This is a genomic window from Nonomuraea pusilla, assembly GCF_900109355.1.
In the GTDB taxonomy this organism is placed as follows: Bacteria; Actinomycetota; Actinomycetes; order Streptosporangiales; family Streptosporangiaceae; genus Nonomuraea; species Nonomuraea pusilla.
This window is the reverse complement of sequence record NZ_FOBF01000028.1, coordinates 80,698-90,646: the sequence shown is the minus strand read 5'-3', so window position 1 is coordinate 90,646 and position 9,949 is coordinate 80,698. Positions and strand designations below refer to the sequence as shown.

The 9,949-nt window shown below is 72.0% G+C and carries 9 protein-coding genes; 3 read left to right on the top strand and 6 right to left on the bottom strand.

Going from position 1 to position 9,949, the window contains the following annotated elements:
• The 6 genes from BMX74_RS38620 to BMX74_RS38595 form a co-directional block, all read right to left on the bottom strand.
• On the bottom strand, positions 1-675 hold a 675-nt coding region (locus BMX74_RS38620; protein WP_475717169.1), incomplete at its 3' end, for an alpha/beta hydrolase.
• Positions 676-820: 145 nt separating this feature from the next.
• Complete coding sequence (locus tag BMX74_RS45225) at positions 821-2,035, bottom strand: Acg family FMN-binding oxidoreductase (protein ID WP_218154202.1); 1,215 nt, start codon at positions 2,033-2,035, stop codon at positions 821-823.
• A 129-nt stretch (positions 2,036-2,164) separates the two neighbouring features.
• Positions 2,165-3,178, bottom strand: coding sequence for a LacI family DNA-binding transcriptional regulator (locus BMX74_RS38610; protein ID WP_055501234.1), 1,014 nt, complete (start codon positions 3,176-3,178; stop codon positions 2,165-2,167).
• A gap of 57 nt (positions 3,179-3,235) precedes the next feature.
• Positions 3,236-4,039 carry an ATP-binding cassette domain-containing protein gene (locus BMX74_RS38605; protein ID WP_055501233.1) on the bottom strand — a complete coding sequence of 268 codons (804 nt, stop codon included), beginning with the start codon at positions 4,037-4,039 and terminating at the stop codon, positions 3,236-3,238.
• Entirely contained in the window at positions 4,036-5,040 is a 1,005-nt protein-coding gene (locus tag BMX74_RS38600) for an ABC transporter permease (protein ID WP_055501232.1), read from the bottom strand. The genes BMX74_RS38605 and BMX74_RS38600 overlap by 4 nt, the downstream gene beginning before the upstream one ends.
• 6 nt (positions 5,041-5,046) lie before the next feature.
• The gene (locus BMX74_RS38595) at positions 5,047-6,069 is read right to left on the bottom strand and encodes a sugar ABC transporter substrate-binding protein (RefSeq protein ID WP_091105404.1); all 1,023 of its coding nucleotides are present in this window, start codon (positions 6,067-6,069) and stop codon (positions 5,047-5,049) included.
• Positions 6,070-6,250: 181 nt separating this feature from the next.
• Between BMX74_RS38595 and BMX74_RS38590 the strand changes: the two genes are divergently transcribed.
• The 3 genes from BMX74_RS38590 to BMX74_RS38580 all read left to right on the top strand — a co-directional run bounded on the left by BMX74_RS38590 (position 6,251) and on the right by BMX74_RS38580 (position 9,948).
• Positions 6,251-7,228, top strand: coding sequence for a carbohydrate kinase family protein (locus tag BMX74_RS38590; RefSeq protein WP_091105403.1), 978 nt, complete (start codon positions 6,251-6,253; stop codon positions 7,226-7,228).
• A gap of 198 nt (positions 7,229-7,426) precedes the next feature.
• Positions 7,427-8,740: a glycoside hydrolase family 32 protein gene (locus BMX74_RS46415; RefSeq protein ID WP_091105402.1), complete on the top strand. Its 1,314-nt coding sequence runs from the start codon at positions 7,427-7,429 to the stop codon at positions 8,738-8,740.
• The gene (locus BMX74_RS38580) at positions 8,656-9,948 is read left to right on the top strand and encodes a glycoside hydrolase family 32 protein (protein ID WP_305728686.1); all 1,293 of its coding nucleotides are present in this window, start codon (positions 8,656-8,658) and stop codon (positions 9,946-9,948) included. The genes BMX74_RS46415 and BMX74_RS38580 overlap by 85 nt, the downstream gene beginning before the upstream one ends.
• The last annotated feature ends 1 nt before the right edge of the window (position 9,949 follow it).

Sequence of the window (9,949 nt, the reverse complement as noted above, 5' to 3'; positions counted from 1 at the left end):
CGAGTGCCCGGCCATGCCCACGCGCGAAGGGTCGATCAGCCGGGCGCCCTTCCAGACGGGATGCCGTCCGAGCAGCCGGTCGAGCACGAACGACACGTCCGCCTGCCGCCCCCTGACCACCTTGGCTCCGCCCGTCATGGGGTCGGCCTCCAGCTCCTTGCAGGCGACGCAGCGGGCGAACCGCCCACCGGGCAGGGTCGTGCCGTACGACTCGTGGACGTGGTCGATCCCGGCCACCACGTACCCCCGGCTGGCCGGCTCCTCCGCGAGGGCGGTCAGCGACGTGCGCGACATCGTGAAACCGGGCGAGAGCACCACCAGCGGCAGCGTCCCCCTGCGGCCTGCCGGACGGGCCCCGCTGACGGCGTGCGTCCTGGTGCCGCTGACCGCCTCGCTCGGCACCCCCGTGATCTTCTGACCCTCCAGCAGGGCCTTGGCCTCCGCGTCCGTGGGCGCCCAGGGGTCGGGACGGCCGCGGTCGACCAGGTGCAGGCTGACGGTCCCCACCGGCTGGGACCCGGTCGGCGCGGGCAGCGTCACGCTGGTGGCCGGTGTGGTCACGGCGGGCGCCGGGCTCGTGGCCGCGGCTCCCGCGGGCACGGCCGTGAGGAGGACGAGCAGACCGGTGGTGACGGTGCCGGCCACACCGGCACCGCGCGTGATCGTGATCTGCATGGCGTCCATGCTCCCGCTCAGGACCGGAGCCTGCCTTCGGCCGAACGTCCACGTGACTTGTGACTTTCGCCGCGGCGCCGTACGTCGAAGGACGCGTGGCGGCGGGCTCACCGCCCCCGGCGTCGTCCCCCCTTCCGAGCCTGTGTCAGCGCAGCACCTCGGACGGGAGCCGGCGAGGGGAGAGGCGGGCCTGGCGTTCGGGGTGGCCGATGCGGAAGGCGGACAGCACCTGGACGCCGGGCTCGCGTACGAAGGCGGCGAGCCGGGACGCGAGGACGGGGTCGCGGCCCTGGCTGACGTCCCGGTCGATGCGTTCGGTGATCTGGTTCATGTGCTGGAGCGCCAGGCCGCGGGCGGTGACGGCCAGGTGGATCCGCTGGAGCAGCCGGCCACCCTGAAGCTGCCGCACCGGGTCGCGCGGGTCGGGGACGAGCACGAGACCGTAGGCCGCCGCGGTCCTGGTGTGGACGGTGCGGGTCTGGTCGAGCCAGAACGCGTCACCCGACTGGCGTGAACTGGCGGGCAGGAGCTTGGCGACCACGGTCATCAGCGGGTTGAGCCCTTGCCCGTCGAGCGTGAGCCCGTCCCTGTGCGCGTCGATGGCGCCGGCGCTGGAGCGGAACCAGGCGAACCCGTCGCGGGACTGCTCCTCGTCGTCGACGACCGCCTGCGCGGCGTCGATCATCAGCGTGCCCAGGGCGTCCCGGTCGGCGCGGGCGGTGATCCAGCTCACTGCCGGGACCGGGTCTTCGGCCAGGGCGGCGAGGTCGGCGAGGACGCCGGGCAGGACCGGCTTGTCCTGGTAGGGTCCGCGGTTGCTGTGCCGGTGGCCGATGGCCTCGTACAGGGCGGAGACGTTCCGCGGCCCGGCCGGCAGTTCGATCCGGGCGGCCAGCAGGGGCTGTGCCGGATCAGGTTGAAGCGCGACCCGCGGGTCGAAGCCGCGGGCGCGGGCCGCCAGGACCATGTTCTCCACAGCGCAGCCGAGCCCGATCCGCAGCTCCCTGCCGAAGGGGTCCACGTTCCTCATCTGCCGGGCCGGGTCGGCGTGCACCTCGATGCGGTCGCCGTCGAGGTGGAACGTCCACGGCTGGGTGTTGTGCGGGCTGGCCGCCAGCACCGCCGCCGCCACCACGCCGCGCGGCCCTTCGTCGTCGCGCCACTGCCGCCACGCCTCGTACGCGGCTCCGCCGTCGCCGCCCAGGGCCTTGGTGTCGTACGCACGGTAGGATAGGGCGCCCGTACCGGCCACCGCCACTCCCAGCGCCCCGGCACCCACACCCCGCAGCACCTTCCGCCGTGTCAAGGCCCGTACGGACACGCCGGGTTCATCCGGGTTCGCATCCTGGACGGATTCCATCACCACACTCCTCAGTGAGACAGCCCCGGTCGCCGTGGTGCGCCGGGCAGGACCAACTCTCCGCCTCGGACCGGGTCAGAACCAGAGCCGAAAGACCCATCACGCCGGCACACCGCCCGGCGGCGCAGGTCACGGGGCGGGCAGCTCTCCCGACCCCCTCGCGACGAGCCGGGTCGGGACGACCACCGTCCTGGCCTTCGAGCGGTCGCCGTCGAGGCGGCTCATCAGCAGGCCGGCCGCCGCCCTGCCGATCTCGGCGGGATCCTGCGCGACGACGGTCAGCGGCGGGTCGAGGACCTCGGCGAGCGGGAGGTCGTCGAATCCGACGAGTGCGACGTCCCTGCGGCCGAGCCTGGCCAGTCCGAGGACCGCGCCCGTGGCGGCGAAGTTGTTGGCGGCGAACACCGCGGTGGCCGGGGCGGTCCCGCCGAGCACCCGGCCGACGGCGGCCGCCGCCGCCTCGTGGTCGTGGCCGATCTCCACCAGGGCGCGGTCGAACGGGATGCCGGCTTCGGCCAGCGCGTCGCGGTAGCCCTGGAACCGTTCTCGCCTGGTGTACAGCTTGGGCGAGTCGCCGATGAACGCGATGCGCCGGTGGCCGTGGGCGATCAGATGGGCGACGCCCGCGCGCGCCCCCTCCCTGTTGGCGCTGACCACGCAGTCGGCGGTGACGCCTGCGGCGGGGCGGTCCAGGAAGACGACGGGCAGCCCCGCCGCCCGCTCGGCCCGCAAGGAGCGGTGCTCGCTGTCGGCGGAGGGGACGACGAGCAGGGCGGTCACCCGGCGGGCCAGGAAGGTGGAGATCAGCGAGCGTTCCAGTTCGGACGTCTCGTTCGACGACCCCACGATCAGCGTGAGGCCGCGCGAGCGCACCGCGGTCTCGAACCCGCCGGCGAGCGTGCCGAAGAACGGATTGCCCATGTCGGGGATGACGAGCCCGACGGTGGAGTCGCGCGCGCCGACGCGCATGTTCCTGGCCAGCAGGTTGGGACGGAAACCCAGCCTGGCCATCGCCTCCAGCACGCGCGCGCGGGTTTCCTCCGCGACAGGGCCGTCGCCGTTGACGACTCTGGACACGGTCTTGGCCGTGACGCCGACCTCTCTGGCCACGTCACTCATGGTCGCGCCGCGAACCTTGGGCATGGGCGGCACCGTTCTTCACGTCGGATCTACTGGGTCGAGGACCAAGACTAGAGCTGATCAGGAACGGCCGGCGACGGTGCTGCCGGTGCCCTGGTCGAGCTGGAGGGCGCCGGTCATGATCGCCACGACCTCTGCCATCTCGTGGTCCCCCGGCTTGATCACGCCGACTCTGCGGCCGAGCCGCTGGATGTGGATGCGGTCGGCGATCTCGAACACGTGCGGCATGTTGTGGCTGATCAGGATCACCGGCAGGCCCCGCTCGCGGACGCGGCGGATCATGTCCAGGACCTGGCCGGACTCCTTGACGCCCAGGGCGGCGGTCGGCTCGTCCATCACCACGACGTGCCGCGCCCAGGCGACGGCGCGGGCCACGGCCACGCCCTGGCGCTGGCCACCGGACAGCGACTCGACCGGCTGCGTCAGCGAGCGCAGCCCGATCTTGAGCTCGGCCATGTGCCGAGCCGACTCCTCCCGCATCCGCTTGTGGTCGAGCAGGCGGAAGACCTTCCCCAGCAGACCCGGCCTGCGCACTTCCCTGCCGAGGAACATGTTGCTGGCGATGTCGAGTGAGGCCGCGACCGCGAGGTCCTGGTAGACGGTCTCGATGCCGTGCTCGCGCGCGTGCAGCGGATCGCGGAACCTGACCGGCTCGCCGTCGAGCAGGATCTCACCGGAGTCGGGCTGAAGGGCCCCGGTCAGGGCCTTGATCAGGCTCGACTTGCCGGCGCCGTTGTCGCCGATCACGGCGAGCACCTCGCCGGGGAGGAGGTCGAAGTCGGCGCCGTCGAGCGCGGTCACGTGCCCGTAGCGCTTGACCAGACGGCGGGCCTGCAGGACCGGGGTCACCGGTGCGTCGGTCATCGGATCCTCCTGCGGGAGAGCTGGTCCACGGTCACCGCGAGGATGACGAGCACGCCGGTGATCAGCGTCTGGTAGATCGAGGAGACGCCCATGAGCTGCAGGCCGTTGCGGAACACGCCCACGATCAGGGCGCCGAGGAGGGTGCCGAGGACCAGGCCCCGCCCGCCGAACAGGCTCGTGCCCCCGAGCACGACCGCGGTGATGCTGTCGAGGTTGTCCGTCTGCCCGGCCTGCGGGTCGCCGACGCCGGTGCGGGAGACCAGGAGCAGCGCCGCGATGCCGTACACGAGGCCGGCCGTGGTGTAGACGCCGACGGTGAGGCGCCGGGTGCGGATGCCGGTGAGCCTGGCGACCTCCGAGCTGTTGCCCAGGGCGTAGACGTGCCGGCCCCAGGCCGTCTGGCCCAGCAGGTAGGCGAACAGCAGGAACAGCAGGATCGTCAGCAGCGAGCCGTACGTCACCAGGGTGCCGCCGATCGCGAAGGTCTCGCCGAGGGCGGTCAGCGGCGCGGGCAGGTTCGCCACGGTCTGGTCGGCCGAGTAGATGTGGGTGAGCGCGAAGACCACGTTCAGCATGCCCAGCGTGACGATGAACGGCGGCAGCGGGATCGAGGTCACCAGCAGCCCGTTGAGCGCTCCGAACGCGGCGCAGACAAGGATGCCGAGCGCGATCGCGAGCAGCGGCGGCACGGCGCCGTCGGCGGCGAGCTTGGCCATGACGATCCCGCCGAACGCCATGATGGCGCCGTTGGCCAGGTCGATCCCGGCGGTGAGGATGATCAGTGTCTGGCCGATGGCCAGGGTGCCGACCACCATCACCTGCTGGATGACGAGCGAGAAGTTCCCGCCGGTGAGGAACTGGTCGGTGTTGAGCGAGAAGAAGGCGCAGGCGAGCAGGAGGGCCACGAGCGGCCCCATGGTGGGCGTGGTCAGCAGGCGGCGGGCGGCCGATGGGGCGCCCGTCCTGGCCGGGGCCGGCGGGGTGGAGAGTGCGGACGTCATGCTCGATCAGCCCCAGCAGTTCTGCAGGCCGAAGGCGGTGTCCTTGGACTCCACGCCGGTGACGGGCTTGTCGCTGACGAGGGTGGCGCCGGTGTCGGTGTAGCCGGACGCCTTGGTCCCGCTCTTGGCGAAGGTGAGCACGGCCTTGACGCCTTCCTCTGCCATCTTGAGCGGGTACTGCTGGGAGGTGGCCGCGATCTGGCCGCTCTGCACCGCCTTGGTGCCGGTGCACCCTCCGTCCACCGAGACGATGAGGACGTCCTTCTCGCGGCCCTTGGCCTTCAGCGCCGTGTACGCGCCGAGGGCGGCGGGCTCGTTGATGGTGTAGACGACGTTGATGTCGGGGGCCTTCTGCAGGCAGTTCTCCATCGCGGTCTGGCCCTTGGCCTGGTCGCCGCCGGTGTCCTGGGAGCAGACGATCGACGGGTCGCCCTCCGCGATGCCGTAGCCCTTCAGGAAGCCGTCGTGGCGCAGCTTGCCGACGGCGACGCCGGGGGCGAGATCCAACGTCGCGATCTTGGTGGGCTTCCCGGCCATGGCCGCCTTGGCGTACTGCCCGATGAGTTCGCCGGCCTTGAGGTTGTCGGTCGCGAAGAGCGCGTCGGTGGCGTCCTGGGGTTCGGTGGGGCTGTCCAGCGCGATGACCATCACGCCGGCCGACCGCGCCTTCCGCAGCGCGGGCACGATCGCCTTGGAGTCGCTGGGCGTGATGAGGATGCCCTTCACCCCTGCGGCGACCATGTTCTCGACGGCGGTGACCTGTCCGGCGTTGTCGCCGTCGAACTTGCCCGCGGCGGTCAGCAGTTCGACGCCGGACGCCTTCGCCGCGGCCTCCGCGCCCTCCTTCATCTTCACGAAGAACGGATTGGTCTCGGTCTTGGTGATGAGGCCGACCTTGACCTGGCCGGAGCCGCCTCCGGCCGCGGATGGTCCTGACGCTCCGGTGCCGCCTCCCCCGCAGCCGCCCACGATGATGGCGGCTCCCAAGGCGCAGGCGAGCGCAGCGGAGGTTCGGGTGGTTCGAGGCATGGGGGTTCTCCCTGGTGTATGGGCAGGCTGCGCCTAAGTCAACGATGACATATGTCAACGTTGACATCGCTGCCACGTGATGATGAACTCCCCGGGACGAAACGTCAATGGCTTACCGGCGTAACAACTCGGCAACGCCGGCGGAGACCCCCACCCTCACCCTTCGCGGGAAAGGCAGATCATGTCCCCCATTCAGGTCGCCGTCCTCGGCGAATGCGTAGCCGACGCCTTCCCCAGCGGAAGCCCGGAGCTCGGCGAACTCGCCCTGCGCGTGCTCCCGGGAGGCGGCCCGGCCAACACCGCCGTGGCGCTCGCGCGGCTCGGCAGCCCCACCCGGTTCGTCGGACGGATCTCCCGCGACGTCTTCGGCGCGCTGTTCCACGGCCGCTTCCACGCGTCCGGCGTCGATGTGACGGGCTGCGTCAGCGCGGCCGAGCCCAGCACGCTCGCGGTGGCCACCCTCGACGGCGCCGGCCAGGCCGGCTACTCCTTCCACGCCGAAGGCACCGCCGACTGGCAGTGGACCGCCGCCGAACTCACCCCCGACCGGCTCGGCGCGGCCGCGTGCGTGCACACCGGGTCGCTGGCCCTGGTCCGCTCCCCCGGCGGCGAGCGGATCGAGGAACTGCTGGCGACCGTGCGGGACCGGATGACGGTCTCGATCGACCCGAACGTGCGCGCCGGACTGGTGGACCCGGCCGTCTACCTGCGGAGGATGCCGCGGTGGTGCGCGCTCGCCGACGTCGTGAAGCTGAGCGACGACGACCTGAGGCACCTCGACTCAGGCAGGTCGCTGGAGGAGGCGTGCGACGCCTGGCATGCGGCGGGCGTCCGGCTTGCCGTGGTCACCCGGGGAGCGCAGGGGGCGGTGGTGTCGGTGGACGGCGCGCGGGTCCGCGTCCCCGCCCCCTCCATCGAGGTCGTGGACACGGTCGGCGCCGGGGACTCCTTCACCGCCGGCCTGCTGCACCACCTGGGCGAGCACGGTCTGCTGGGCGGCCGGCTCGGCGCCTTGGACCTCGACCGGGCCGTCGAGGCCGCCGCGTTCGCGGCCCGTGTCGCGGCGCTGACGTGCTCCGTGCCGGGGGCCGACCCGCCCTGGGCCAGGGAGCTGGCGGCCGCCGAACCAGTGCGGGCGCCCGCACGCGTCGCCCGCTGAGGCGCGGGTTCGCCGCCTTGCTCGCGCCGCTCGTTCCGCAGGTCGGCGGCGGTTCCGGCGCCCCCCACGTACGCAAGCGCTTGCGCAAGCGCTTTCGCGAAGTTATGGTGCGCCGGAGGCGAGCGAGACGGCCCGGCGGTGACTCCCGGGAGGAACGCCGCCCCTCCGACCCCACCACCCCCCACCCCAGGAGGACGGATGCGTCTGCCACGGGCAAGCGCCGTGCCGGTCGTGCTGGCCATGACGTGCGCATGGGGCCTGGCCACGCCCGGTCACGCCCAGAGCGGCCGTGACGAGCCGTACCGGCCGCAGATCCACTACACCCCCGAGCGGAACTGGATGAACGACCCGAACGGGCTCGTCTGGTACCAAGGGGAGTACCACCTCTTCTACCAGTACAACCCCAAGGCCGCTACCTGGGGAAACATGTCCTGGGGGCATGCGGTGAGCCGCGACCTGCTCCACTGGCGCGAACTCGGCGTGGCACTGCCCGCGACCGAGGACGAGCACATCTTCTCCGGAAGCGTCGTGGTCGACGAGCACGACACCAGCGGCTTCGGCGAACCCGGCCGGCCCGCCATGGTCGCCGTCTACACCAGCGCCCACCCCAGGACCGGGATCCAGGCCCAATCCCTGGCCTACAGCCTCGACGCCGGGCGCACCTGGACGAAGTACGCCGGCAACCCCGTCCTGGACCTCGGATCCACCGAGTTCCGCGACCCCAAGGTGTTCTGGTACGGCGAGGGCCGTTACTGGGTCATGGCCGTCGCCCTCCCGACAGCCAGGAAGATCGCTTTCTACCGTTCCGGCGACCTGAAGCGCTGGGAGAAGCTCAGCGAGTTCGGCCCCGCCAACGCCACCGACGGCATCTGGGAGGTCCCCGACCTGTTCGAGCTGCCCGTCGACGGGGACCCCCGAAGGAAGAAGTGGGTGCTCGTCGTCAACCTCAACCCCGGCTCCGTCGCCGGAGGCTCGGGCACGCAGTACTTCGTCGGCGACTTCGACGGCGTGACATTCACCGCGGACGACGTCGTCACCGGCGACGAGCCGCCGCCGGGCCACGTGTTCGCCGACTTCGAAGGCCAGGACCACGGCGGGTGGACCGTGGACAGCGATCCCGACCTGGCCCCGGCCCCTTCGGCGACGCCCCCGTACGAGGGACCGTGCCCGGCCAGCAGGAGGTCACCGGTTACCTCGGCAGCGGCCTGGTCAACAGCTTCGTCGGCCACGACGCCCCGCAGGGCCGCATGGTCTCACCCCGGTTCACGATCAGCGAGCCGTACATCGACTTCCTCGTCGGAGGCGGGCGGCATCCGCACCGGGACGGGACCGGGGACGGCAGGCCGCCCGCGGGTGACGTGCTCGCCGACTTCGAAGGTCCGACGTTCGGAACCGGCTGGACCGCCACCGGCGACTTCGCCGCGGCCGTGCCGCACCGCGGCGGGACCGGGCGCGTCGGCGAGCAGGTCGTCGACACCTTCTTCGGCTCCGGCACCAGCGGAGACCCCCTGACGGGCACGATCACATCGCCGGAGTTCACCCTCGCCCGCGACCACGTCAACTTCCTCATCGCCGGGGGCAGCACCCCCGACACCGCCGTCCGCCTGCTCGTCGACGGCAAGGCCGTGCGCACGGCCTCCGGTTCCGCCGACGGGCTGCTGAACTGGACCGGCTGGGACGTCGCCGAGCTCAGGGGACGCAGGGCCCGCATCGAGATCTTCGACCAGGCCACCGGCGGCTGGGGCCACCTGCTGGTCGACCACGTCGTGCTGTCGGACGCGGCGGCGCCGCCCCGCTCCTACGAGACCGCCGTCAACCTCGTGGTCGACGGCAAGGTCGTGCGCACCGCGACCGGCCAGGACAGCGAACGGCTGGACTGGACGTCATGGGACGTACGCGAGTTCGCCGGCAAGCAGGCCGAGATCCACGTCAACGACTTCAACCCCGACAGTTGGGGCCACATCAGCGTGGACCACATCGTGTTCTCCGACCGCCCCGCCGCGAGCAGGCTGCGACGGTACGCCTGGGCCGACTACGGCAAGGACTTCTACGCCGGCGTCTCATGGAACGACGTGCCCGGCGGCAGACGGATCTGGATCGGCTGGATGAACAACTGGCGCTACGGCGAGCGTATCCCCACCGCGCCGTGGCGCAGCGCGCAGAGCCTGCCCCGCGAGCTCGCCCTCGCGACGATCGACGGGCAGCCGCGCCTGGTGCAGCGGCCCGTCCAGACGATCGCGAACCTGCGCGGCGCGCCCGCCTTCACCCTGCGGGACCTGCGCGTGGAGCCCGGCACCACGCCCCTGCCCGACCGGGCGCGCGGCACGGTCCTGGAGATCACCGCCGAGTTCGACCCTGGCACGGCCCGGCGTCTCGGCCTGGTCGTCCGCGGCGGCGAGGCGGGCGAGGGGACGCTCATCGGGTACGACGCCGCCACCGCGTCGCTGTTCGTCGACCGGACCGGGTCAGGGGACACCGGCTTCGACGCCGACTTCCCCGGGGTCCAGTCGGGCCCGCTGCGGCGGCAGGGCCGGTGGGTCACCTTCACCGCCTACGTCGACCGGTCGTCGGTGGAGGTGTTCGGCGACAGGGGACAGACCGTCATCACCGACCAGATCTTCCCCTCCCCCGGCAGCGACGGCCTCGGCCTGTTCGCCGACGGCGGGACGGCCACGCTGCGGTCGTTGACGGTGCGGCCCCTGCGTTCCGTCTGGAGGTGAC